The organism is Edwardsiella sp. A.80236, assembly GCF_044540725.1.
Classification (GTDB): Bacteria; Pseudomonadota; Gammaproteobacteria; order Enterobacterales; family Enterobacteriaceae; genus Edwardsiella; species Edwardsiella tarda.
Map to the genome: position 1 here is coordinate 117,796 of NZ_JBIUCY010000007.1, position 23,197 is coordinate 140,992.

Sequence of the window (23,197 nt, forward strand, 5' to 3'; positions counted from 1 at the left end):
GCCGTGAGCGTCGTCGCCTGCGGTAAGCGGGCGGCGGCGGGTGACGGGCAAGGGCGGTAGTGTATGGACATGATAGGGGAACGAAATCTGCGTCAGGCGTGGGATGATCTGGCGCAGATGCATGGGCAGAAGATCGCGCTGATCGTCGAAGATCTACGCGGCGAGGCGCGCAGTTACAGCTATGCGCGGCTGAACGATGAGATCAACCGCACGGCCAACCTGTTTCTCACCCTGGGCGTCGAGCCGGGTCAGCGGGTGGCGTTACATCTGAATAACTGCGCCGAGTTTATCTTCTGCTGGTTTGGCCTGGCGAAGATCGGCGCGGTGGCGGTACCGATCAACGCCAATCTGCTACATGATGAGTGCGCCTTTATCATCGCCCAGTGTGATGCCCGGCTGGTGGTGACCAGCCAGGCCGCCTATCCCGTCTATGCGCGCTTGCGTCAGGAGGCAGACTCCCCCTTGCAGACGATCCTGCTGATCGACGGCGACCGCGCGACTCTGCCCGCCGATGGGCGCTGGGATTTCCCGAGGCTGTTAGCGCAACAGCCGCCCCAGCTACTGCATGCCCCGGCGCTCAACGCGCTGGATACCGCGGAGATCCTGTTTACCTCCGGTACCACGTCGGCACCGAAAGGGGTGGTGATAACCCACTACAATCTGCTGTTTGCCGGTTACTACACCGCCTGGCAGTGCGCGTTACGCGCCGATGACGTTTACCTGACGGCGATGCCCGCCTACCACATCGATTGCCAATGTACCGTGGCGATGGCGACCTTCAGCGCCGGGGCAACGTTGGTGTTGCTGGAGAAGTACAGTGCGCGCGCCTTCTGGGGGCAGGTCTGTAAGTATCGTGCGACGTTGACCGAATGTATTCCGCTGATGATCAAGACATTGATGATGCAGCCCGTGATGCCCTGGGAGCGTAATCACTGCCTGCGAGAGGTGCTGTTCTACCTCAACCTCTCTAACCAGGAGATGGAGGCCTTCGTGCAACGCTTTGGCGTGCGGCTGTTGACCTCCTATGGCATGACGGAAACGATCGTCGGCCTGATCGGTGATCGCCCCGGCGACAAGCGGCGCTGGCCCTCCATCGGACGGGTCGGAATGGGCTACGAGGCGGCGATCCGCGCGCCGGAAGGCCAGGCGTTAGGCGTCGGCGAGACCGGCGAGCTATGGGTCCGGGGTATTCCTGGCAAGACCTTGTTTAAGGAGTACTACGGCCTGCCGCAGGAGACGGCGCGGGTGCTGCACGCCGATGGCTGGCTACGCACCGGCGACTACGCCTACTGCGACGACGAGGGTTTTTTCTACTTCGTGGATCGCAGCTGCAACATGATCAAACGCTGTGGCGAGAACGTGTCCTGTGTGGAGATCGAGAACATCCTGGCGACCCATCCCAAGATCATGGATGTGGCGGTGGTCGGGTTGAAAGACTCACTGCGCGACGAGGCGATCAAGGCGGTGGTCGTACTCAACCCCGGCGAGACGCTGAGCGAAGAGGCGTTCTTCGCCTTCTGCGAGACGCGCATGGCCAAGTTTAAGGTGCCCTCCTTCTTGGAGATCCGCGACAGCCTACCGCGCAGCTGTTCGGGCAAGGTGATTAAGAAAAGTTTATGTTAGGCCGCATCGGAGTCGCGTGTCGCGGGAGACGATCTCCCGCCTCGACTCCAGGGCAGAGAGCCGGTGCGATAACCCTGTTAAAATCGGAATGGAGAATGAGGATGAGCGAGTCATTACAGATAGAACGCAACGGCGCAATTCTGGAAATTACGCTAAACCGCCCCAAGGCCAACGCCATCGACGCCAAGACCAGCCTGGCGATGGGCGAGGCGTTTATCGCCTTTCGTGACGATCCGACGCTGCGGGTCGCCATCATCACCGGGGCTGGCGAGCGTTTCTTCTCCGCCGGTTGGGATTTGAAGGCGGCAGCCGAGGGTGAGGCGCCAGACGCTGACTTTGGCCCGGGCGGTTTCGCCGGCCTGACGGAGCTGTTCGATCTGGATAAGCCGGTGATCGCGGCGGTGAACGGCTATGCCTTCGGCGGCGGTTTTGAGCTGGCGTTGGCGGCCGATATGATCGTCTGCGCCGAAAACGCCTGTTTCGCCCTGCCGGAAGCCAAGCTGGGCATCGTACCGGATAGCGGCGGCATGCTACGCCTGCCGAAGTGTCTCCCGCCGGCGATCGCCTGTGAGCTGATGATGACCGGGCGCCGTATGGAGGCCGAAGAGGCGCTGCGTTGGGGGATCGTGAATCAGGTGGTGCCTAGCGATCAACTGTTGGCGACGGCGCGCGAGTTGGCGCAGCAGGTGGCTGAGAGCGCACCGTTGGCATTGGCGGCGTTGAAGGAGATCTTCCGTGCCACCGCCGAGCTGTCGGTGGAAGAGGGCTACCGTCTGACGCGTAGCGGCGTGTTGAAGCATTACCCGGCGGTATTGCACTCCGAGGATGCGCTGGAAGGGCCGCAGGCCTTCGCCGAAAAACGCGCACCGGTCTGGAAGGGGCGTTAATCCCGGCCACATCCCGCCGCCCAGTGCGGCGGGATAGCCTAGCGCGGCGGGGCGTCGCATATCGGCGCCCGACATGGGCGTGATACGTCGCCAGGCGGCGAGTGAGGCATCCGTAACATCGCCGTCTCCATGCCTTAATTAAAAAAATATTTAACGATTAATAAATTTTTTACGATCCGCCGAACTTCCCCTTCTTATTTCGCCTTATCCACGTGTCACGTGGGAAATATCGCTGGCCAGCGATTTCCCGCGGCGCTGTTATCCGTCGGAAAGGCGAGAGATGCTACGCTAACGGCGAGGCTTGCATGCGCCACACCCCTTGATGTTGATGCTATCCATTTGATCTCCTTGTCCCTACTCGGATAGGTCGATGCATGATCGATAAAGGGTGTTATTTTCTGGTTTCTGGTTTGTTTAATTATTTTGAGCATCTGTTGTATTTATTCGCGCGCCACTGACCATCGCTCGGCTATTTATTTTGCGAGTGTGATTAACGCCAAAGTTTATAATTTTATCGGTAGGAAAAATCATTAATGTCAGAAATAAATAAACCATATGGCATTATATTCGCTAGCAGGATCTGGTGCGTGGATTGCAGGGGATAGCCTGTCGGCGATGACGGTAGCGAGAGGGACTATGGATATGATCGGGAACGCCACCCTGCGGGATGTGTGGCAGGCGCGCGCGCGCGAACAGGGAGAGGCATGCGCCTTGGTGTATGAGGATCGCGACGGGGCGACGCAAGAGTACAGTTACCGCCAGATGCAGGTGGAGATTGTCAAGACGGCCAACCTATTCTTGGCGCGGGGCGTCGAGAAGGGCGATCGGGTGGGGCTGCAGATGCGCAACTGCCCGGAGTTTCTGTTCTGTTGGTTCGGGCTGGCCTACATCGGGGCCATCGCCGTGCCGATCAATACCGGTTATACCGCCGAGGAGTGCGAGTATCTGGTGCGACGTTGTGGCGTCTCCCTGCTGGTCTGCCAGGCGGAGTTTTTACCGCTGTATCGTCGTTTTCGCCCTATGCTGCGCCATATATTGAGTTGGGGGGCCGCGCAGAACACGGCGGAGTCGTTTAACGCCGCGCGCAATGCCCAGCCGGACACGTTGCGTCACACGGTGACGATCGGCGGCGATGATGTGGCCGAGATCCTGTTTACCTCGGGAACCACCTCGGCGCCGAAGGGGGTCGAACTGACCCACGCCAACCTACTGTTCGGCGGCCACTACACCGCCTGGCAGGGGCAGATGACGGCGCGCGATCGTTATCTGAGTTGCATGCCCAATTTCCACATCGATTTTCAATGCAGCGCGGCGATGCCGATGCTGATGACCGGCGGCACCTTAATCCTGTTGGAGAAGTACAGCGCCCGTCGCTTCTGGCGGCAGATCTGCCTGCATCGCGCCACCGTCAGTCACGCCATTCCGTTGATCGTTCGGACCTTAATGTTGCAGCCGGTACGCGCCTGGGAGCGTCACCACTGCCTGCGCGATCTGTTCTTCTACCTCAACATCAGCTTGACGGAGAAGCGCGACTTTGAGCGGCGTTTCGGGGTGCAATTATTTAACTCGTACGGCATGACCGAGACGGTGGTCGGGGCCATCGGCGATACACCGGGCCGTGAGCGGCGCTACCCATCGATCGGGCGGCCGGGCATGGGGTATCAGGCGCGTATCGTCGATGCGCGGGGAGAGCCGTTGCCGCCGAATCAGATCGGCGAGATCTGCCTGCGCGGCATCCCTGGCCGCACCCTGTTCAAGGGCTATTATGATGATCCGCAGGCGACTGCCCGTCTGTTGCGCGAGGATGGGTGGTTGCACACCGGGGATACCGGTTACTACGATGAGGAGGGCTGGTTCTACTTCGTCGATCGGGCGGTGAATCTGATCAAGCGCTCGGGCGAGAATGTCGCCTCCAGCGAGGTAGAGCGGGTACTGGAGCGTCATCCGGCGGTGTGCGAGGCGGCGGTGATCGGCGTCGAGGATGCGCTACGCGATCAGGCGGTGAAGGCCATCGTCCAGCTCACGCCGGGCACCGAGGTGGCGGCGCAGACGCTGATCGAGCACTGCGCGGCCCATCTGGCCGCCTTCAAGGTGCCGACCCTATTGGAGTTTGTCAGCGAGTTTCCGCGCACCTGCTCCGGTAAGGTGGATAAGAAGCGTCTGCGTCTGTGTCGCGGCTAACCGTCGTCGAGCGAGCTATGCAGGGTACAGCGGAGGTTATCCCCCGATCTGGCGCCAGCGGTGAGCGGCGCGGGAGTCGCGAGGCCGATGAGGCTGAAAGTGCGGTGCACGGGCTGCTGGCATTGCGTTACACCGCCTGCGCCCGTTGTGGGCGCCGCATCCGCGTCCGGCTGCATAGCGTGTTAAGCCGCTGTCATACCTGGTGCCCCTATTGCCGCGAAAACGTGCCGCTGTGCCGCGTCGAGCCCGACGGGGCGGAGTAGGCGCGTGGGGGGCGGCAAAGACGCCATTGAGTCGTCATGCATGGGATGAGGCGTTATCTCGTCGGGCAGCGACGCGCCTTTTGCGCGTCAGCGCCGGGGATTAGAGATTGCGGTAAGCCGTTTCCACCTTCTGCATGTAACGCGGCGCCTGGGCGGCCGGATGATGCTGGCGTACGTGCCAGTGAAAGGCGGCCGGGCTGAGGCGGTTAATCATGGCGATGGCCGTTTGGCGGTTCGCGGAGAAGGTCCGCAGCAATGCGCCGGCACCGTTGGCATAGGCGACCTCGGTGGCGTAGCGGCGAGTGAGGGGATCGTTGATCCAGTACAGCTGTTGATTTTGCAGGGCCCCGAGATAGGCGGCGCCGAGCCGAATATTGGTGGCGGGATCGAACAGGTCATCACTGTCGGGACAGCCGCGCTTACCCTGGTAGCGGTAGGCATCGCAACCGGCCCCGTCGGCCTTCAGTTGCATCAATCCGATGGCGTTGGAGGGGCTGACGGCGTTGGGATTATAGGAGGACTCCACCTGAATGATTGCCTTGATTAGCTTGGGATCGAGGTGGTATTGCGTCGCCGCCGTCTGGATCAAGCCATCATAGGCGTTTGGGTTGTAGCTGGCCGCCGGGCGGTGATGACGGCTGGAGCAGCCCGCTACCATTAACAGCAGCAGGCCGATGCCGATAACATAGATACGTTGCGTGGTGTGTGTCATGAGGCTGTGTCTCGCACGGGTCGCCGGGGCGACCGCTTCTCCCTGTGTCCGGCCGCCGGCGCTAAGGCGCGGCGGTTCGGCGCAGGATCATAGCGTTAATAGCGAGGCAGATCACGACAGTAATTGTAACTTTACTCGACGCTCGCGGTTGCGATGCGGTCGTAGCCGCGCCAGCGGTAGTTGAGTAGCGACAGTAGCCAAAACAGAACGAAGCCGCCGATGACCCAGAAACCGACGTTCCCCATCTGATCGTTGAGTCGGCCGATCCACTGCCAGAATCCCCCCTGAAGTTGCAGGCTGTCGGCGAGCAGCCCCAGCGCCTCCAAGCCGCCGATCACCAGCGCTACGCCTACCGAGGCGGCGGTGATGGTCATGTTGTAGTACAGCTTACGGATGGGGTGGGAGAAGGCCCAGCCATAGGCGCCGACCATGACGAAGTTATCCAGTGAGTCAATCAGCGCCATGCCCGCGGTGAACAGCGCCGGAAAGACCATCAGCGACCAGAGTGAGAGGCCGTGCGTGGCGGCGGAGGAGGAAATCCCCAGTAGGCCGACTTCGGTGGCGGTATCGAAGCCCAGCCCGAAGAGAAAACCGACCAGGTACATCTGCCAACTCTGGGTTACCAGGCGAAAGGTGCGTTGAAACAGGCGCGTCATCACTCCGCCGGGCAGCGCCTGGTCAGCCACGAACTCGCCGCCTTGCCCATTGGCGCGAGTGAGGCGGCGGAATTGGCGCCAGACGCCGAAGAGGATTTGCAGATTCAGCAGCGCCATCGCCAACAGGAATAGGGCCGAGACGGCGGTACCGATCAACCCACCGTACTGGTGTAGGCTGTCGATACGGTCACGGAAGGCGAGCGAGGTGAGTACGATGGCCAGACAGGCGAGCACCACGATGGTGGAGTGGCCGAGTGAGAAGAAGGCACCGACGCCCAACGGGCGCTTTCCCTGCTGCATCAGCTTGCGCGTCACCGCATCGATGGCGGCGATGTGGTCGGCATCGACCGCGTGGCGGAGGCCGAAGCCATAGGCCAGTAGCGCCGCACTCATCATTACTGCGTGTTGGCGAAAGGCGATGAAGGCCCATAACCAGGCGGCGAGATTGAGGGTGATGAGGAGTGCCAGCAGTGCCAGCCCGCGTTGTTTATCTGAGATCCCGTACATGATGGGGTGATCCTCCCGTGGCGGCCGGCAGGTTGTTCGGCCGATGATGACACGCCAGCATCATGCTGACGTCTGCCCAGATCGCCACGCCGCACTCTGCCGCGTGACGACGGGATAAAAATGTATGATCTTTTTTGTAAATTGTCATAAAGGTAAACGTATATATCTGTTACAGATTGCGCGATAAATGTTACCTCCCCATCGGCAGACTTTCCGTCACTGTGGCATAGTGGTCACTTATTACGCGTTGCATCGCGTTCCCCAGCCATCGGGCGTCGCCCCGCAGAGACAGGAGTGAATGATGAAACAACTGACATTGGGTGCCGCCGGCCCTCAGGTATCCGCCATTGCATTGGGTTGCATGCGTTTGGCGGAGTTGGATGACGGCCAGGCCGCTAACCTGATCGATCATGCGTTGGCGCTGGGGATTACTGCCTTCGACCATGCGGATATTTATGGGGCGGGGGAGTGTGAACGTCGCTTTGCCCAAGCCGCCCGCCCACAAGGCGCGCGCCGTGAGGCGATGTTTATCCAATCCAAATGCGGCATCCGTAGCGGATTTTATGACTCCTCCTATCGCCATATCCTGGCGTCGGTCGATGGTATCCTCCAGCGTTTGCAGTGTGGCTATCTGGATATGCTGTTGTTGCATCGTCCCGACACCCTGATCGAGCCGCAAGAGGTGGCCGAGGCGTTTTCCCGGCTGGTGGAACAGGGGAAGGTGCGCGCCTTTGGCGTCTCCAACTATGGGCCGCTACAGATCGCGTTATTGCAGAAGTTTCTGCCGCAGCCACTACGGGTTAATCAGATGCAGTTCGGCATCGCGCACGCTGGCATGGTGCGCAGCGGCATCAATGTGAATGTCGAGAGCGAGGCGGCCATCGATCGTAGTGGCGATGTGCTGCACTACTGCCGCCTACACGACATCACCCTCCAGGTTTGGTCACCGTTCCAGTTCGGTATGTTCAGCGGGGTATTCCTCGACCATCCCGACTTTGCCGATCTCAACCAGACCCTGGCGACCCTCGCCGCCGAACTCAATGTTAGTAAGACGACGTTGGCGACGGCGTGGATCCTACGCCACCCGGCGCAGATGCAGGTCATCGCCGGGAGCATGAATCCGACGCGTCTGGCGCAGATCAGTCAGGCATGCGCGCTGAACTTAAGCCGGGAAAGCTGGTATCAGATTTATCGGGCGGCGGGCCATCCGCTCCCCTAATACATCGCGAGAGAATTCGGATTTTCGCTGAATTCCCGCAGGATCTTCCGGCAAAGGGTCGCATTTATTCACCAAGCTCACTATGATGGCGGACGTAGGCGAGAAGCGTATTGGCGTGGTGAGGTGACGGTGCGCGCCGTCCGGGGGAAGGTGTCATGTCTGACTTGGAAGTACAACTGCGGAATTCATTGGCGGCGCTGGATGATCTGAAGGTGAGTTTTGAGCAGCAGCGCCAGGTTTGGCAACAGGAGTGTGAGGGCATGCGCATGCAGTTGGCGCAGGCACGTCAGCGCGAGGCGGCGTTGTTGCAACAGAATGAACTGCTTACCCGTAAGTTAGTCGACCTCGGTTCGTTGCCGGAGAATAATAGCTTGCTGCGTCAGTTTAAAATCGTCGGCTGCCATATTGAGGCGCTGGCACAGGATGCGGCGGCCTTTAACGCCTATCTGGCGAGCCTGCATTACCAGGATAGCAACCACTCTTGATCCTCTCTACCCACCGAGGCGCATCCGCGCTCGGTGTCCTTCGCGTCGCGCCACTCTGGCGTGGCGTATTCTTAGCGACCTAGGCCGTTTAACTCTGTTACATCTTGGCTTTGCGCCGTTAGCCATTTTTACGGTTAATAACTCAGGTTTACTGTGGTGATGTTTCTTCAGCCGCCTGAGCGGTGCTGTATACAACATAAGAAGGTATTTATGGAAGGTATTAGTATTACCAAGCTTCTGGTTATTGCCGTGCTGATCGTTTTACTGTTTGGGACCAACAAGCTGCGCACGCTAGGCTCCGATCTTGGCGCGGCACTGAAGGGATTTAAGAAGGCGATGAACGACGAGACGCCGGCGGCCAAGAAAAACAATAACGACGAGGCGACGCCGCGGGTCGAGCACAAAGAGTAATCCGCAGGGCCGGCGTCGGAGCGACGGGCGCGGGGAAGAAGGAACATCCCAAAGTTGTAACCAGTTTTGTCTAGACGATAACCTAGACAAGACAAAGGGCTGACGGCGTCAGCCCTTTGTCATTATTGATGCAGTCGTTGAGCGGGTGGCTTGCGTACCGTCTCAATCATGGCGTATTTGAGCGCGGCGAGGTAAGGGCGGAGACACCCTGCGCGCCAGCGCTGGCGACACGACGCCCCAGGCAGAGCGATCCGCCTGGGGCGTTTTTTGTGCCTTGCCGCCGCCAGCGGGCCGGATACGCTTACTTAACCTCGATGCCCTGCGCCTGAAGATCGGCGTGGTAGGAGGAGCGTACGAAGGGACCACAGGCGGCGTGGGTGAAGCCCATCGCCAACGCGGCCTCTTTCATCTCGGCGAACTCATCTGGACTGACGTAACGCTGCACCGGCAGGTGATGGCGGCTGGGTTGCAGGTATTGCCCCAGGGTTAACATGGTCACCCCGTGCGCGCGCAGATCGCGCATCACCGCGATGATCTCCTGGTTGGTTTCACCCAGGCCCACCATCAGGCCGGACTTGGTCGGGATGTCGGGATGCTGCTGCTTAAACTGTTGCAGCAGACGCAGCGACCACTCGTAGTTGGCGCCGGGACGTACCTGACGATAGAGGCGTGGAATATTTTCCAGGTTGTGGTTAAACACGTCCGGTGGATTATCGCTGAGGATCTCCAGGGCGCGATCCATTCGGCCACGGAAGTCCGGCACCAAGGTTTCGATGCGGATCTGCGGGCTCTTGGCGCGGATCGCACGGATGCAATCGGCGAAGTGCTGCGCACCGCCGTCACGCAGATCGTCGCGGTCGACGGAGGTGATCACCACGTAGCGTAGCCCCATGTCGGCGATGGTCTGGGCCAGTTTCTCCGGCTCGTTCGCATCCGGTGCCAGCGGGCGGCCATGCGCCACGTCGCAGAATGGGCAACGGCGAGTGCAGATGGCGCCGAGGATCATGAAGGTGGCGGTACCGTGGTTAAAACACTCGGCCAGGTTGGGGCAAGAGGCCTCCTCACACACCGAGTGCAGGCCATTCTTACGCATCGCCGCCTTAATGCCCTGGATACGGCTGGAATCGGCCGGTAACTTGATCTTCATCCATTCCGGTTTACGCAGGAGTTGCTCGCGCTCAACGGCGACGGATTTCACCGGGATCAGCGCCATCTTGTCGGCGTCGCGGTATTTGATGCCGCGTTCCATCTGAATTGGTTTACTCATAATCTTGCGGATTCCACTGGCTGTGCTCGAGCCGATGATAGCCGAGCAGTTGGGTAAAATGGTGTACCAGGCGGGGTTGGATCTGCGCCAGGGTGGCGCCGGCCTTCAGGTCACTGACCTGGGTCATCTGCAAGCCAGCATAACCACAGGGGTTGATACGTTGGAAGGGCGCGAGATCCATGGCGATGTTCAGCGCTAAGCCATGAAAGGAACACCCCTTACGAATGCGCAGGCCGAGGGAGCAGATCTTCTTACCATCGACATAGACGCCGGGCGCATCGGGACGTGGGTAGGCGTGAATCGCTAACTCGTCCAGGGTACGCACCACGCTCTCCTCCAGTGCCGTGACCAGTTCACGCACGCCGCAATGATGACGGCGTAGATCGAGCAGGACATACATCACCAGCTGGCCGGGCCCATGGTAGGTGACCTGGCCGCCGCGATCGCTTTGGATCACCGGGATATCGCCGGGATTGAGCAGGTGTTCGGCCTTACCGGCCTGCCCTTGGGTAAACACGGCAGGATGCTCGACCAACCACAGCTCATCCGGGGTCTCGGTGCTACGGCGATCGGTGAAGGTATGCATCGCCTGGGATACCGGCGCATAGGGCTGCAACCCCAGTTGACGCAGTATGAGAGTCTCTTGTTGCAATGGCGTCATCTTCAGGTTAAAAAATTGGTAAGGCCATTATACCGAGTGTCGCCCTGACTCACCAGTGCCATAGGGGAAAAAAGCACGGCCCGGTAAGGCGATGATGCCGTACCGGGCCGCGACAAATGCTGTATTTTGGTTAAATAACTGTAATTACAGAACCATGCGGACGATTTCGATATTACCCAGCTCTTCGTACAGCGTCTCGACCTGTTCGACGTGGGTCGCATTGATGGTAATGGAGACCGAGTGGTAGTTGCCCTTGCTGCTCGGCTTCACCTGCGGGGTGTAGTCGCCCGGTGCATGGCGCTGTACCACTTCAACAACCTGATCGACCAGCTCAGGCTGTGCCAGCCCCATGACTTTATAGGTAAACTCGCACGGGAATTCGAGCAGTTCATTCAGTTTGGTTTTCATCTAAGCTCCAGCGTATTGCACTTTCTACCAATGATAACTCCCGCCGTAGCGGGAGTCTGACTTATACAGTATGTGGGGATGTGGGCGCCATTTTCAAGCCTGGCGCACAAAAATCAACCAAACCAGCGATGGAACAGCAGCTTGATATGATCGATCATGCGGCTGAAGAAACCGCCCTCTTGCACCTCGTTCAGCACCACCAGGGGGCGCTGTTCGATGGTCTTGCCATCCAGCTGGAAGTTGATGGTGCCGACCACCTGATCTTTAGCCAGCGGGGCGTCCAGTTCATTGCTGTTCAGCACATAACTGGCCTTGAGATCTTTCATCCGGCCACGCGGGATGGTCAGGTAGACGTCTTTATCCACCCCCAACTGGGCGCGATCGGTATCGCCGAACCAGACCGGCTCGGAGGCGAATTCACGTCCAGCCTTCAGCGGCGAGACGGTTTCGAAGAAGCGGAAGCCCCAGGTGAGCAGCTTCTTGCTTTCGGTCTCGCGGCCCTTAAAGGTCCGTCCACCCATCACCGCCGAGATCAGGCGCATGTTGCCTTCCGTCGCCGAGGCGACCAGATTGTAGCCCGCCGAGGCGGTATGGCCGGTCTTGATGCCGTCCACATTCATGCTGGTATCCCACAACAGGCCGTTACGGTTCATCTGACGGATATTGTTGTAGGTAAACTCTTTTTCTTTATAGATGGCATATTCGTGCGGCACATCGCGGATCAACGCTTGGCCGATCAGCGCCATGTCACGCGCGGAGCTGAACTGACCCGGCGCGTCCAGGCCGTGCACCGTCTCGAAGTGGGTGTTTTGCAGCCCCAGTGCCTTGACGTAGTTGTTCATCAACCCGACGAAGGCGTCTTGGCTACCGGCGACGTAGTCGGCCATGGCGACACAGGCGTCGTTACCGGAGACCAGGTTGATGCCGCGGATCAGATTACCGACGGAGACCTGATCGCCCGGCTTCAGGAACATCAGTGAGGAGCCTTGGAACACCGGGTTGCCCGTCGCCCAGGCATCCTTACCGACGGTGACCACATCATTTTCACCGAACTTGCCGGCGCGCATCGCCTGGCCGATGACGTAGCTGGTCATCATCTTGGTCAGTGAGGCCGGGTTACGCCGCTCGTCGGCGTTATGTTCGGCCAGGACCTTGCCGGAGTTGTAGTCGATCAGAATATAGGCTTCGGCATCGATCTGCGGCACGCCCGGGATCATGGTCTTCAGATTGACGTCGTCGGCGCGCGCCGCGCCGGTGAGGGCTACGGCCAGCAGGCTGCCGGCGGCAACGTATTTCAGGGTTAAGGAAGCAGCTTTGCGTTTCATGATGGGGACTACAACATCCGTGAATTAAAGAGTGAAAAACGAGCCACACTATAGCAGATGGAACGTTAACGCATAGTGTGGCAATGGTTTTTTACACAAGCAATATGTGTATAAGTATTGCGTGGCTCGACGAGGGGCGAGCCACGCACAGATTAAGGCGCGCTGGTGATAAAGGATTGCTGACCGGCTTCGCGGGATAGGCGTTGTTGCAGCGCGCTGGCCTCGCCGTGGGTGGCGAAGGGCCCCAACTGGACGCGGAAGATCGCACCTTTGGCCTCGACCTTGCCCGGCACCGCGAAGCGTTGGCTGAGCTGCTGCTGCCATTGTTGGGCACGCGTGCTGCTACTGACCGCGCCGACCTGCACCAGGTAATGGCCGTTGGCGGCAGCGTGGCGAGCAACGGGCGCTGCCGCGCTGGCGCCGCTCGTCGCCGATGGCGTACTGGCCGCTGCCGGTGTGGCTGGGGCCGCTGGGGCGCTCTCCTCTAACACGCCGCTCGGTAGCGGCTGCGGGGCGCCGAGGAAGCCACCGCTGTGGCTGGCCGGGGCGCTGAGCGGCATGCTGCTGTTTTCGTGACCGGGGGCGAGAGTGGCTGGCGTCGGATTACCGATGGCGCTTACCGCCGGTTGCTCCTGCGCCGGGGAGGCTGTTTGAGCTTGCGAAGGCATGGCCGAGGAGGCCGACAGGCTGGCGGCGGCGGGTTGGGACGCCGTCATGTCGATCTGCGGGCGAGCCGGCAGGGCATAGCTCTGTTTGGCGACACGGGTACCGATGGTGCCCGGGCCAGAGAGGGTGCCGTCCGGCGCCACATCGATAAAGTCGATGCGCACCTTGGTATGCTGGGTCAGATTCAGACGATTCGCGGCGGCAGTCGACAGATCGATGATACGCCCAGGGGTATAGGGACCGCGATCGTTGATGCGTACCACCAAACGGCGGCCGTTGGCCAGGTTGGTGACGCGCACATAGCTGGGGATCGGCAGAGTCGGGTGCGCCGCCGTCATGGCATCGGGATTGAACTGTTCACCACTGGCGGTGACATTACCGCGATTCTCCTCGCCGTAGCTGGCCGCCAGGCCGATCTGCGAGAAGTTGCTCGGATCCTTGACGATGGTATAACGCTGGCCGTTACGGCTGTAATCCTGGTTGGCGCTGGGAATGTAGGGTTCATAGCGCGGTTCGACGCCGGGGATCTCGACGACGGGCCCGCTATAGGCCGGCTGCGGCGGCGCCTGGATCACGCCGTCGTCGTTGGTGGTACAACCCGCCAGGATCAGGCAGGCCAGGCTCAGGCTGAGCCAGGATTTGTGCGCCATTCGCATCGCGACCTCTACAGATTTTTGGATAACATTTTGCGATGGGTATGGATCGACATCACGATACCAAACCCGGCCATCAGGACGATCAACGCCGAGCCACCATAGCTGACTAGGGGCAAAGGTACGCCAACCACGGGTAAAATGCCACTGACCATCCCGATATTAACGAAAACATAAACGAATAGAATCAACATTAAACCACCAACCATCACCCGACCGAAGGTGGTCTGCGCTCGGGCGGCGATATACAGCCCGCGCATGATGATCAGCAGATACAGCGCCAACAACAGCAGTACCCCGAATAGCCCCAGCTCCTCGGCCAATACGGCGAAGATAAAGTCGGTGTGGCGCTCCGGTAGGAACTCCAGTTGTGACTGGGTGCCGTGCAGCCAGCCTTTGCCGCTCAATCCGCCGGAGCCGATGGCGATCTTGGATTGAATGATGTGGTAGCCCGCGCCCAGCGGGTCGCTCTCTGGATCGAGCAGCATCATCACGCGGTCACGCTGGTAGTCGTGCATCAGGAAGAACCAAAGCACCGGGATGAAGGCGGCAACCAAGAGCACCGCCAAGCCGATCAGGCGCCAGCTCATGCCGGCGAGGAACAGGATAAATAACCCGGAGGCGGCAACCAGGATCGAGGTGCCCAGGTCCGGCTGAGCGGCGACCAGTAGGGTCGGCAGGAAGATCAGGATCAAGGCGATGCCGGTATGCTTGAGCGAGGGGGGGCAGACATCGCGGTTGATGAAGCGGGCCACCATCAATGGCACGGCGATCTTGGCGATTTCCGACGGCTGGAAGCGCACGAAGCCAAGATCCAGCCAGCGTTGCGCCCCCTTACTGATCTGGCCGAAGGCATCCACCAGGATCAACAGGATGACGCAGAAGATATACAGGTAGGGCGCCCAGTGCTCATAGACGCGTGGCGGGATCTGCGCCATGACCAGCATGACCACCAACCCCATCACGATTTGGCCGATCTTGCGCTCCATCATGCCCATGTCTTGGCCGCTGGCGCTCCACATCACGATGGCGCTATAGACCAGCACCGCCAGGATGCAGAGCAGGAAGGGCAGATCGATGTGCATCTTGGCCCAGATCGAGCGCTTTTGTTGATTCTCTGTCATGGTGAATCCGTATGCCTATCAGTCACCCTCCACGCCAGGGGGCGCGGGGGTAGCATTGGGAAGCTGGGTATTGTCATCGCCCAGCATGATGTGGTCCAGGATCTGGCGCATGATGGTACCGACCGCCGGACCGGCACCGCCGTTCTCCAGGATGATCGCCACCGAGACCTGCGGATTATCGTAGGGGGCGAAGGCGGTCATCAGCTTATGGTCGCGCAGGTGTTCGGCGATGGTGTGCGCGTTATAGGTCTCGTAGCCGAATACCTGGGCGGTACCTGACTTGGCGGCAATCTTATAGGGCGCGCCGTTGAAGTATTTGTAACCGGTACCGTTGGGGCGGTTAGCCACGCCGAACATGCCATCCTTCGCGATCTCCCAGAAACCGGAGTGAATGTCGCCGATCTGCTGGCTCTCCTGCTGGCGGAATGGTACCAGCTGGCCGTCGATGCGAGTGCTCAACAGCAGGTGCGGCACTTTGACGTTGCCGTCGTTGATCAGGATATTCAGCGCCTTCGCCATCTGGATCGGGGTGGCGGTCCAATAGCCCTGGCCGATACCGACCGGGATGGTATCACCCTGATACCAGGGTTTCTTGTAACGTTTAAGTTTCCATTCGCGGGTCGGCATCAGTCCGGAACGCTCCTCGGAGAGGTCAATGCCGGTATACTGGCCATAGCCGAACTTGCTGAGCCACTCGCTCAGGCGGTCGATCCCCATGTCATAGGCCACCTGATAGAAGAAGGTATCCGCCGACTCCTCCAGTGCCTTGGTGATGTTCAGCCGCCCGTGTCCCCACTTCTTCCAGTCGCGGAAGCGTTTCTCGGAGCCCGGTAGCTGCCACCAACCGGGATCGAAGAGGGTGGTGTTGCGTGAGATCACCCCGGCGCTCATCGCCGAGACCGCCACATATGGCTTCACCGTCGAGGCGGGTGGGTAGACCCCTTGGGTCGCGCGATTGATCAGCGGCCGATTGGCGTCGTTGAGCAGGGCGCGGTAGTCCTTGCTTGAGATGCCATCGACAAACAGGTTGGGATCATAGCTGGGGGTAGAGACCAGCGCCAGGATGCCGCCGGTGCGTGGATCGCTGACCACGACCGCGGCGCGGCTGCCAACCAGCAGCTGCTCGATGTAGCGCTGGAGGTTGAGATCCAGCGTGAGGTAGATGTCTTTCCCCGCCTGCGGGGGCTGTTCGTGTAGTTGGCGGATCACGCGGCCACGGTTATTGACCTCGACTTCTTCGTAACCGGTCTTGCCATGCAGCACATCCTCATAGTAGCGCTCGATGCCCAGCTTGCCGATGTCATGGGTGGCGGCGTAGTTGGCCAGTTTGCCCTCTTTATCCAGTCGCTCGACGTCTTTATCGTTGATCTTGGAGACGTAGCCGATGACGTGGGTCAGGGCGGAGCCATAGGGGTAGTAGCGGCGCTGATAGCCTTTGACCTCGAAACCGGGGAAACGGAACTGGTTGACGGCGAAGCGCGCCACCTGCACCTCGTTGAGGGCGGTTTTCAGCGGAATAGAGGTGAAGCGCCGTGAGCGCTTACGCTCCTTCTGGAAGTTATCGAGATCGTCCGCGCTGAGATCGACGATGGGGCCCAGCGCCGCGATCTGTTCTTGCAGCCCCTCGACCTTCTCCGGGATCACTTCCAACTGATAGATGGTGCGGTTAAAGGCCAGCGGGGTCCCGTTGCGATCGTAGATCATGCCGCGGCTGGGCGCGATGGGCACCAGCTTGATACGGTTCTCGTTAGAGCGCGTCTTGTAATCTTCGAAGCGCAGGATCTGCAGGTGATAGAGGTTGGCGATCAGAACCCCGGTCAGCAGCAGGACGCCAGCGAAGGCGACCAGCGCGCGCCGGATGAACAGGGCGGACTCTGCCGAATAGTCACGAAAGGGGTTACGATCTGGTTTCATTCCGTTCCGTCATGCTCTAGCGTACTGCCGGGATTAACGTCATTGCCGGCGTAGGCCGGCAGGCGATTACTCACGATGATAAGGATGATTGGTCGTAATGCTCCACGCGCGGTAGAGGCTCTCGGCGACCAACACGCGCACCAGCGGGTGCGGCAGTGTCAGCGGTGACAACGACCAGCTTTGCTCGGCCGCCGCCTTGCAGGCCGGCGCCAACCCTTCGGGGCCACCGATCAGCAGGCTCACGTCGCGGCCATCCTGTTTCCAGCGTTCCAACTGCCCGGCCAATGCCGGGGTATCCCACGGTTTACCGGGAATATCCAGGGTGACGATGCGGTTACCTTTCCCCACCGCCGCCAGCATCAGCTCGCCCTCTCGTTCCAGGATGCGGCGAATGTCGGCGTTTTTACCGCGTTTACCGGCTGGCACCTCGGTCAGCTCAAACGGCATATCCTTGGGAAAGCGTTTGATATAGTCGAGAAAGCCGGTTTGTACCCAGTCGGGCATCTTGGTGCCGACCGCCACCAGTTGCAGTTTCACCGCATCAACCCCACAGCTTTTCCAGTTCGTACAGGCGGCGGCTCTCTTCCTGCATCACGTGTACGATGACATCGCCGAGATCGACCACCACCCATTCGGCCCCGTTTTGCCCTTCGACGCCCAACGGCATCAGCCCGGCGGCACGGGACGCCTGGACCACATGGTCGGCGATGGACATCACGTGGCGGTTAGAGGTGCCGGTGCAGATGATCATGCAGTCGGTGATACTGGATTTGCCACACACATCGATGGCGACGATCTCTTGCCCCTTCAGATCATCAATCTTATCAATAACGAAATCTTGGAGTGCTTTACCTTGCAAAGGTTCCCCCTCATCAAAAGGTGATAAATGTATCCGGCATGAGCCGGGATGACGCGGGGTCTCCCGGCGTGAGGCACGCGTGAATGGCGTGCCTGTCATGCGTAGCTGCGGAGAATAGCAGCCTGCAAATCCCTGTCAATCACCGAACGGGCGAAAGCGACCGACCGATGAGGCATGCTTAGCGATAGAGGCCCTGTAGCTCGATGTAACGTTGTACCGACCGCGGCAGGAGATCGTCACAGCTGATGCCCAGGTGGCGACGCTGACGAATATCGGTGGCGGAGACGGAGTAGAGCGGTGTGTCGGCCAGGTAGATAAAGCCGTGAGGGTGTTGGTGCAGACGGTCACTATCTTGGGTGCGGTGTCGCTCCAGCCAGGCTTGCAGCTCCGGCGTCGCCAGACGATCGGGATAGCCGGGGCGGGCACAGACTAGCAGGTGACAACAGCGCAGGATATCCTGCCAGCGCTGCCACTGGTGCAGGCTGAGCAGCGAGTCTTGCCCGATGATGAAAGCCAGCGGTTGGTTGACACCCAGTTCGGCGCGCAATCCCTCTAGGGTATCGATGGTATAGGAGGGGCTGTCGCGGCGGAGCTCGCGGTCATCGACGGAGAATAGCGGATCGTCTTCGATCGCCAGCTGCGCCATCGCCAGGCGTTGGGCGGCGCTGGCTTCCGGTTGGGGACGGTGCGGCGGCACATGGTTGGGCAGCAGGGTGATGTGGCTGAGGCCGACTTCCTGGGCCAGGGCCGTTACCGGTTTGAGGTGACCATAGTGAATGGGATCGAAAGTGCCTCCAAACAGCGCCAGCAGGGCTGGCGCCGCCGGGCAGGATTTACTCGGCATGCAGCATACTCTCCGGCAGCGTCTTGCCGCACAGTAGTAGGGTCAAGGATTCCAGCTGTGGCCAGACAGACTGGCCGAAATCCTGTTTGATGATCTGTTCGCATTGGCTAAGCAGCGCCACCGCCTGATACAACTGGGGTAACGCCAGGTTTTGTAACGCCTGGGTCAACAGCGGGCGGCGGTTTTGCCACACCTTATGCCGGTCGAACAGCGTGCGCAGCGGCGTCTGTTGGCTCGCTCGCTTCAACTGTAACAGCAGCAGCACTTCGCGCTGGACGGTGCGCAGCAGCACCACCGGCTCGCAGCCCTCCTGGCGTAACTGGCTCAGAATATGCCAGGCGCGTTTGGCGCGCGCCGCTAAGCAGGCATCCACCCAGTGGAAGGGGGAGAAGTGCGCGGCGTCGTTGACCGCCTGTTCGACGCGCGGCAGGGTGAGCCGCCCATCGGGGTAGAGCAGGGCGAGGCGGCCGAGGGCCTGCGCTAACGCCAACAGGTTGCCCTCGTAGCAGTAGCACAGCAGTTGCAGTGCCGCCTCGTCGAGCTGGAGTTGCATCTGGCGGGCGCGGTTGGCGACCCAGCGCGGCAGTTGCGCCTGCTCCGGTGTCTGGCAACTGATCAGGGTAGCCTGTGCGCTCAGTTGTTTGTACCAGGCGGCGTTTTCCTGGGCGCGTGTCGGACGGGGACCGCGCAGTAGCAGTAGCAGATCGGGGTGTAACAGCCCGGCCAGTTGAGTCAGCCGCTCGCCCATCGCCGCATTGACACCATTATCCGGCAGGGTCAGGGTGAGGATCTGGCGGCTGGCGAACAGGCTCAGCGATTGGGATTGGCTGAAGAGCGCCTCCCAGTCGGTGTGCGGATCGAGGGTGACGCTATAGTGCTCGTCGAATCCCAGCGTGCGCGCCCGTTGTTGGATCAGATCCAGGCTCTCCTGGATCAGTAGGGGTTCGTTGCCCAGAATGAAGTAGCAGGCGCGCAGTTCATCCTGCAACTGCGCGCCGAGCTGTTCGGGGTAGATCCGGTTCATTGCGCCGTCTGTCCGGCCGTAGAGGCCGGCGCGGCGATGACGCCGGTGTTGACCCGATCAAAGTCGTCGCTGCCCTGGACCTTTGGGGCGCTGGCATCGACGCGCATCCGCTGATCATTGCTCTGCAATTCGGCTGCCTGGACGCTCATCAGCTTACGAACCAGTTGCCGAGCCGCCTGTTGGTACATCTCCTGGACCAGCATTGCCTGTTCGGCATCCTTGGCCAAGGCGGCCAGCGGGTTGTCGAAGAAGCTGCGATAGACGCGTACCGTGATCGGATAGATGTCGTGGCCGCGCACCAGCACCTGGGCGTTGGCGGTCATCACCATCTGGTATTCCGCCGTCACCCCATCCTTAAAGATGGAGACGGTGTCCTGACTCCGGCTGACGCCTAACAGACGCAGTGAGGGCAGCACGTTGGCCTGGTCACCCTCCGTCTTGGCGCGCGTTTGCGTCGGCTGGCTCGCGGCATCGACGATGATGACGTCGTTCAGGCGTAGCTGTTCGCGCACCGCGCGAGTAAAGGGACCATACGGGTCGCTACTGTCTAAGATGAGCTTATGGAACTCGGAGGGAACCTGCGCGTCGCCGCGCAGGTGGAATCCGCATCCGGCGGTGAGTAACACCGCCAATCCTAGCAACAGCGTAGTGATACGATGTCGCACACGTCCTCCTCGGCTTAGCCGACAACCAGGTTAAGCAGTTTGCCCGCTACAAAGATCACCTTACGCACGGTGACGCCGTCGAGGTACTTGGCGACCAGCGGCTCTTGAGCCGCCAGGGCGCGTACCTGCTCCTCGCTGGCGTCGGCGGCAACGGTGATCTTGGCGCGAACCTTACCGTTGACCTGGACCACGATCAGCTTGTTCTCTTCGACCATCGCCGCCTCATCGGCGACCGGCCACGGTGCGACGTCGATATCGCCGGCGCCACCCAGGGCATGCCACAGGGTGAAGCAGACGTGCGGGGTGAACGGATACAGCATGCGTACCACCGCCAGCAGGGCCTCCTGCATCAGGGCGCGATCCTGTTCGCTCTCCTGCGGGGCGCGCGTCAACTTGTTCATCAGCTCCATCACGGCGGCGATGGCGGTGTTGAAGGTCTGACGGCGACCGATGTCGTCGCTCACCTTGGCGATGGTCTTGTGCAGATCGCGGCGCAAGGCTTTCTGATCGTCGTTCAGCGCACTCAGGTCGAGCGCGGCGGTTGGGCCCTTCTGTACGTGGTCATAGGCCAGTTTCCAGACACGCTTCAGGAAGCGGTTGGCCCCCTCGACGCCAGACTCCTGCCACTCCAGGGTCATCTCCGCCGGCGAGGCGAACATCATGAACAGACGCACGGTATCGGCGCCGTAGCGCTCGACCATCACCTGCGGGTCGATGCCGTTGTTCTTCGACTTGGACATCTTGCTCATGCCGGCGTAGATCAGCTCGCGCCCGTCGCGGTCGGTGGCCTTGGTGATACGCCCCTTATCATCGCGTTCGACAGTGACATCGACCGGAGAGACCCAGTTGCGCTCGCCGTTGACGCCGGTGTAGTAGAAGGCGTCGGCCAGTACCATCCCCTGACACAGTAGGCGCTTGGCCGGCTCGTCGGAATCCACCAGGCCGGCATCACGCATCAGCTTGTGGAAGAAGCGGAAGTACATCAGGTGCATGATGGCGTGTTCGATACCGCCGACATATTGATCGACCGGCAGCCAGTAGTTGGCGGCCTCCGGATCGAGCATGCCTTGGTCGAACTGCGGGCAGGTGTAACGGGCGTAGTACCAGGAGGACTCCATAAAGGTGTCGAAGGTATCGGTTTCACGCAGCGCCGGCTGGCCATTGACGGTGGTCTTGGCCCATTCGGCATCGGCCTTGATCGGGCTGGTGATGCCATCCATCACCACGTCTTCCGGCAGGATCACCGGCAGTTGATCTTCCGGGGTCGGGATCACGCTGCCATCTTCCAGGGTGATCATCGGGATCGGCGCACCCCAGTAGCGTTGACGGGAGACACCCCAGTCACGCAGGCGGTAGTTGACCTTACGCTCGCCGACGCCGAGGGCGGCTAAGCGGGCGGCTACCGCGTCGAAAGCGGCCGCGAAGTCCAGCCCGTCAAACTCGCCGGAGTTGAACAGCACGCCCTTTTCGGTCATCGCCGCGGCGGCGATATCCGGGACCTGGCCATCGGCGGTCAGGATCACCGCCTTCATCGGCAGGTCATACTTGCTGGCGAACTCCCAGTCACGCTGGTCATGGGCCGGGACGGACATCACCGCGCCGGTGCCGTAGTCCATCAGCACGAAGTTGGCGACCCAGATGGGGAGGCGCTCACCGCTCAGCGGGTGCACGGCGTACAGGCCGGTGGCCATGCCCTTCTTCTCCATGGTCGCCATGTCGGCTTCGGCGACCTTGGTGTTCTTGCATTCGTCGATAAACTGCGCCAACGCCGGGTTGTTGGCCGCGGCCGCTTGGGCCAACGGGTGCGCGGCGGCGATCGCCAGATAGCTGACCCCCATGAAGGTGTCCGGGCGCGTGGTATAGACGGCGAAGGTCTCGTCGCGATCGGCGACGCGGAAGGTGATCTCGACCCCTTCGGAACGGCCGATCCAGTTACGCTGCATGGTCTTGACCTGTTCCGGCCAATCCTCCAGCTTATCCAGATCGTTGAGCAGCTGATCGGCATAGTCGGTGATCTTGATGAACCACTGCGGGATCTCCTTGCGCTCCACTTTGGAGTCGCAGCGCCAGCAGCAGCCGTCGATCACCTGCTCGTTCGCCAGCACGGTCTGGTCGTTAGGGCACCAGTTGACCGCCGAGGTCTTCTTGTAGACCAGGCCTTTTTCATACAGCTTGGTGAAGAACCACTGCTCCCAGCGATAGTAGTCCGGCTTGCAGGTGGCGATTTCGCGGCTCCAGTCATAACCGAATCCCAGCAGCTTCAGCTGGTTCTTCATGTAATCGATGTTGGCATAGGTCCAGGGGGCCGGTGCGGTGTTGTTCTTGACCGCGGCGCCTTCCGCCGGCAGACCGAAGGCGTCCCAGCCGATGGGCTGCAGCACATTCTTGCCCAGCATGCGTTGATAGCGGGAGATCACATCACCGATGGTGTAGTTACGGACGTGGCCCATATGCAGACGGCCGGACGGGTACGGCAGCATGGAGAGGCAGTAGTATTTCTCCTTGCTGGCATCCTCGGTGACCTGGAAGGTTTTCTGTTCATCCCAATGGCGCTGGACGTGGGATTCGATGTCCTCTGGACGATATTGCTCTTGCATGGCAGCTGGAAGTCCTGTTAGTGAAACAGCTACACCTGTAGCCTGATGTGTGATAGTGATCGGCATAGAATAGCCGATAAGCGCCGCAGGCAACAACCGCCGAGCGTGGCTGTGTGGCGAATTCTTTCCCCGGCGGTGAGCTTGTCACCTTTTGTTACTCCGTGACGATGAAGATGATAGTCTGACAATTAATCATGGCTAAACTATAACTAACAGACTGGAGTTTGGGGATTTTCGTGCAGGCCG

22 protein-coding genes are annotated in these 23,197 nt (G+C 60.4%); 7 read left to right on the forward strand and 15 right to left on the reverse strand.

Translation table 11 applies throughout. The features are described 5' to 3' along the window. Nucleotides 1-63 precede the first annotated feature (63 nt). The 4 genes from caiC (ACEQFP_RS08305) (at nt 64) to ACEQFP_RS08320 (ending at nt 4,954) form a co-directional block, all read left to right on the forward strand. Nucleotides 64-1,623: a crotonobetaine/carnitine-CoA ligase gene (gene caiC / locus ACEQFP_RS08305; protein ID WP_005289186.1), complete on the forward strand. Its 1,560-nt coding sequence runs from the start codon at nt 64-66 to the stop codon at nt 1,621-1,623. A gap of 101 nt (nt 1,624-1,724) precedes the next feature. Next, nucleotides 1,725-2,510: a crotonobetainyl-CoA hydratase gene (gene caiD / locus ACEQFP_RS08310; RefSeq protein WP_005295256.1), complete on the forward strand. Its 786-nt coding sequence runs from the start codon at nt 1,725-1,727 to the stop codon at nt 2,508-2,510. 636 nt (nt 2,511-3,146) lie between these two features. Further along, nucleotides 3,147-4,691: a crotonobetaine/carnitine-CoA ligase gene (gene caiC, locus ACEQFP_RS08315; protein ID WP_370547248.1), complete on the forward strand. Its 1,545-nt coding sequence runs from the start codon at nt 3,147-3,149 to the stop codon at nt 4,689-4,691. Between the two features lie 17 nt (nt 4,692-4,708). After that, nucleotides 4,709-4,954 (forward strand): formamidopyrimidine-DNA glycosylase, encoded by a 246-nt coding sequence (locus tag ACEQFP_RS08320; protein WP_080954910.1) that lies wholly within the window; start codon nt 4,709-4,711, stop codon nt 4,952-4,954. Between the two features lie 100 nt (nt 4,955-5,054). Here the strand turns inward: ACEQFP_RS08320 and ACEQFP_RS08325 are convergent, their stop codons facing one another. Next, complete coding sequence (locus tag ACEQFP_RS08325) at nt 5,055-5,666, reverse strand: transglycosylase SLT domain-containing protein (RefSeq protein WP_005289172.1); 612 nt, start codon at nt 5,664-5,666, stop codon at nt 5,055-5,057. 131 nt (nt 5,667-5,797) lie between these two features. Next, nucleotides 5,798-6,829 (reverse strand): HoxN/HupN/NixA family nickel/cobalt transporter, encoded by a 1,032-nt coding sequence (locus tag ACEQFP_RS08330; RefSeq protein WP_068870481.1) that lies wholly within the window; start codon nt 6,827-6,829, stop codon nt 5,798-5,800. Nucleotides 6,830-7,130: 301 nt separating this feature from the next. Here ACEQFP_RS08330 and ACEQFP_RS08335 point away from each other — a divergent pair, with 301 nt between their 5' ends. From ACEQFP_RS08335 to tatE, 3 genes are all read left to right on the forward strand, one after another. Further along, complete coding sequence (locus ACEQFP_RS08335) at nt 7,131-8,048, forward strand: aldo/keto reductase family oxidoreductase (RefSeq protein ID WP_005295268.1); 918 nt, start codon at nt 7,131-7,133, stop codon at nt 8,046-8,048. Nucleotides 8,049-8,203: 155 nt separating this feature from the next. After that, complete coding sequence (locus ACEQFP_RS08340) at nt 8,204-8,533, forward strand: hypothetical protein (RefSeq protein WP_005289159.1); 330 nt, start codon at nt 8,204-8,206, stop codon at nt 8,531-8,533. A 210-nt stretch (nt 8,534-8,743) separates the two neighbouring features. Then, complete coding sequence (gene tatE, locus ACEQFP_RS08345) at nt 8,744-8,944, forward strand: twin-arginine translocase subunit TatE (RefSeq protein ID WP_005295271.1); 201 nt, start codon at nt 8,744-8,746, stop codon at nt 8,942-8,944. Nucleotides 8,945-9,245: 301 nt separating this feature from the next. On the opposite strand, the gene lipA is transcribed toward tatE, so the two are convergent. The 13 genes from lipA to leuS all read right to left on the reverse strand — a co-directional run bounded on the left by lipA (nt 9,246) and on the right by leuS (nt 22,951). After that, on the reverse strand, nt 9,246-10,211 hold the full coding sequence (gene lipA / locus ACEQFP_RS08350) for a lipoyl synthase (protein ID WP_035597455.1): 966 nt from the start codon (nt 10,209-10,211) through the stop codon (nt 9,246-9,248). Beyond that, nucleotides 10,204-10,863, reverse strand: coding sequence for a lipoyl(octanoyl) transferase LipB (gene lipB, locus ACEQFP_RS08355; protein WP_370547249.1), 660 nt, complete (start codon nt 10,861-10,863; stop codon nt 10,204-10,206). The genes lipA and lipB overlap by 8 nt, the downstream gene beginning before the upstream one ends. A gap of 153 nt (nt 10,864-11,016) precedes the next feature. Next, nucleotides 11,017-11,280 (reverse strand): DUF493 family protein YbeD, encoded by a 264-nt coding sequence (gene ybeD, locus ACEQFP_RS08360; RefSeq protein ID WP_005289148.1) that lies wholly within the window; start codon nt 11,278-11,280, stop codon nt 11,017-11,019. A 113-nt stretch (nt 11,281-11,393) separates the two neighbouring features. After that, nucleotides 11,394-12,605 (reverse strand): D-alanyl-D-alanine carboxypeptidase DacA, encoded by a 1,212-nt coding sequence (dacA, locus tag ACEQFP_RS08365; RefSeq protein WP_035597453.1) that lies wholly within the window; start codon nt 12,603-12,605, stop codon nt 11,394-11,396. Between the two features lie 152 nt (nt 12,606-12,757). After that, complete coding sequence (rlpA, locus tag ACEQFP_RS08370) at nt 12,758-13,927, reverse strand: endolytic peptidoglycan transglycosylase RlpA (RefSeq protein WP_370547250.1); 1,170 nt, start codon at nt 13,925-13,927, stop codon at nt 12,758-12,760. 8 nt (nt 13,928-13,935) lie between these two features. Next, nucleotides 13,936-15,048: a peptidoglycan glycosyltransferase MrdB gene (gene mrdB, locus ACEQFP_RS08375; protein ID WP_005289139.1), complete on the reverse strand. Its 1,113-nt coding sequence runs from the start codon at nt 15,046-15,048 to the stop codon at nt 13,936-13,938. A gap of 18 nt (nt 15,049-15,066) precedes the next feature. After that, the gene (gene mrdA / locus ACEQFP_RS08380; RefSeq protein ID WP_005289136.1) at nt 15,067-16,962 is read right to left on the reverse strand and encodes a peptidoglycan DD-transpeptidase MrdA; all 1,896 of its coding nucleotides are present in this window, start codon (nt 16,960-16,962) and stop codon (nt 15,067-15,069) included. Between the two features lie 66 nt (nt 16,963-17,028). Further along, nucleotides 17,029-17,499 (reverse strand): 23S rRNA (pseudouridine(1915)-N(3))-methyltransferase RlmH, encoded by a 471-nt coding sequence (gene rlmH / locus ACEQFP_RS08385; protein ID WP_005289134.1) that lies wholly within the window; start codon nt 17,497-17,499, stop codon nt 17,029-17,031. A gap of 4 nt (nt 17,500-17,503) precedes the next feature. Next, nucleotides 17,504-17,821, reverse strand: coding sequence for a ribosome silencing factor (gene rsfS, locus ACEQFP_RS08390; protein ID WP_005289131.1), 318 nt, complete (start codon nt 17,819-17,821; stop codon nt 17,504-17,506). A 178-nt stretch (nt 17,822-17,999) separates the two neighbouring features. Further along, on the reverse strand, nt 18,000-18,665 hold the full coding sequence (gene nadD / locus ACEQFP_RS08395; protein ID WP_005289129.1) for a nicotinate-nucleotide adenylyltransferase: 666 nt from the start codon (nt 18,663-18,665) through the stop codon (nt 18,000-18,002). Next, nucleotides 18,655-19,689 (reverse strand): DNA polymerase III subunit delta, encoded by a 1,035-nt coding sequence (gene holA, locus ACEQFP_RS08400; protein WP_005289126.1) that lies wholly within the window; start codon nt 19,687-19,689, stop codon nt 18,655-18,657. Before holA ends, nadD begins: the two co-directional genes overlap by 11 nt. Next, nucleotides 19,686-20,354, reverse strand: coding sequence for an LPS assembly lipoprotein LptE (lptE, locus tag ACEQFP_RS08405; protein ID WP_035597447.1), 669 nt, complete (start codon nt 20,352-20,354; stop codon nt 19,686-19,688). The genes holA and lptE overlap by 4 nt, the downstream gene beginning before the upstream one ends. Before the next feature lie 14 nt (nt 20,355-20,368). Then, entirely contained in the window at nt 20,369-22,951 is a 2,583-nt protein-coding gene (gene leuS / locus ACEQFP_RS08410; protein WP_035597444.1) for a leucine--tRNA ligase, read from the reverse strand. Between the last annotated feature and the right edge of the window lie 246 nt (nt 22,952-23,197).

Excerpts from the sequence above, each read along its gene's own strand:
- caiC (WP_005289186.1), top strand. The coding sequence starts at position 64 with ATGGACATGATAGGGGAACGAAATCTGCGTCAGGCGTGGGATGATCTG.
- caiD (WP_005295256.1), top strand. The coding sequence starts at position 1,725 with ATGAGCGAGTCATTACAGATAGAACGCAACGGCGCAATTCTGGAAATT.
- caiC (WP_370547248.1), top strand. The coding sequence starts at position 3,147 with ATGGATATGATCGGGAACGCCACCCTGCGGGATGTGTGGCAGGCGCGC.
- ACEQFP_RS08320 (WP_080954910.1), top strand. The coding sequence starts at position 4,709 with ATGCAGGGTACAGCGGAGGTTATCCCCCGATCTGGCGCCAGCGGTGAG.
- ACEQFP_RS08325 (WP_005289172.1), bottom strand. The coding sequence starts at position 5,666 with ATGACACACACCACGCAACGTATCTATGTTATCGGCATCGGCCTGCTG.
- ACEQFP_RS08330 (WP_068870481.1), bottom strand. The coding sequence starts at position 6,829 with ATGTACGGGATCTCAGATAAACAACGCGGGCTGGCACTGCTGGCACTC.
- ACEQFP_RS08335 (WP_005295268.1), top strand. The coding sequence starts at position 7,131 with ATGAAACAACTGACATTGGGTGCCGCCGGCCCTCAGGTATCCGCCATT.
- ACEQFP_RS08340 (WP_005289159.1), top strand. The coding sequence starts at position 8,204 with ATGTCTGACTTGGAAGTACAACTGCGGAATTCATTGGCGGCGCTGGAT.
- tatE (WP_005295271.1), top strand. The coding sequence starts at position 8,744 with ATGGAAGGTATTAGTATTACCAAGCTTCTGGTTATTGCCGTGCTGATC.
- lipA (WP_035597455.1), bottom strand. The coding sequence starts at position 10,211 with ATGAGTAAACCAATTCAGATGGAACGCGGCATCAAATACCGCGACGCC.
- ybeD (WP_005289148.1), bottom strand. The coding sequence starts at position 11,280 with ATGAAAACCAAACTGAATGAACTGCTCGAATTCCCGTGCGAGTTTACC.
- dacA (WP_035597453.1), bottom strand. The coding sequence starts at position 12,605 with ATGAAACGCAAAGCTGCTTCCTTAACCCTGAAATACGTTGCCGCCGGC.
- rlpA (WP_370547250.1), bottom strand. The coding sequence starts at position 13,927 with ATGCGAATGGCGCACAAATCCTGGCTCAGCCTGAGCCTGGCCTGCCTG.
- mrdB (WP_005289139.1), bottom strand. The coding sequence starts at position 15,048 with ATGACAGAGAATCAACAAAAGCGCTCGATCTGGGCCAAGATGCACATC.
- mrdA (WP_005289136.1), bottom strand. The coding sequence starts at position 16,962 with ATGAAACCAGATCGTAACCCCTTTCGTGACTATTCGGCAGAGTCCGCC.
- nadD (WP_005289129.1), bottom strand. The coding sequence starts at position 18,665 with ATGCCGAGTAAATCCTGCCCGGCGGCGCCAGCCCTGCTGGCGCTGTTT.
- holA (WP_005289126.1), bottom strand. The coding sequence starts at position 19,689 with ATGAACCGGATCTACCCCGAACAGCTCGGCGCGCAGTTGCAGGATGAA.
- leuS (WP_035597444.1), bottom strand. The coding sequence starts at position 22,951 with ATGCAAGAGCAATATCGTCCAGAGGACATCGAATCCCACGTCCAGCGC.